Below are 640 nucleotides of genomic sequence, written 5' to 3'. Positions count from 1 at the left end.
GTTAACTCTTCACGGTTTAAATAACCTCTCGCCAACCCTGCACCACCAATATACAATTCACCCGGTACACCAATAGGTAATGGGCACAGTTTATTATCTAATACGTACAGCCTAATATTTGCATAGGCCTTACCCAATCCCCGATGTTCTCTCCTATGATCGAAATGCGAAAAAAGCGCACCAACAGTAGCTTCTGTTGGACCATATTCATCAACAAAAGAGTCGGATATTTTAGTCAAATACTGAAGATGCTGCTCTCCTACCTTCTCACCTCCCACTATTAAATGAGTAAGATGAACCTTTGCATCCCCAAGCAATTCTACCGCCAAACTTGGCGTCATTTTAGCCGTCTCAACAGCATACTTTTCAAGGTGGTCAAGATATCTGCCTCTATCTATTTCCTTGTCAGCATAAATACAAACTGTCCCTCCTTCCAATAAAGGACAAATCATCGTCGTGACACTTAAATCAAAACAATAATTCGATGAAAAATCCGTATGACCCCATTTCTTTGAACACTTGTCTTTTATAGCAAAAACATAATTGGTCACAGACTTACATTCAACCATCACGCCCTTAGGCTGACCTGTGGTGCCCGAGGTATAAATGACATACGCTAAATCCTCTGGACCACTGTTCG

1 protein-coding gene is annotated in these 640 nt (G+C 41.4%); it reads right to left on the bottom strand.

The genetic code is table 11. From position 1 onward, the window contains the following. The coding region (locus tag Q0976_RS23995) for an AMP-binding protein (RefSeq protein WP_299497387.1) at positions 1-640 on the bottom strand (640 nt) is incomplete at both ends.

Source organism: uncultured Shewanella sp., from assembly GCF_947501665.1.
GTDB lineage: Bacteria > Pseudomonadota > Gammaproteobacteria > Enterobacterales > Shewanellaceae > Shewanella.
The sequence above is the reverse complement of the archived record's forward strand: the minus strand, read 5'-3'. Positions and strand labels throughout refer to the sequence as shown.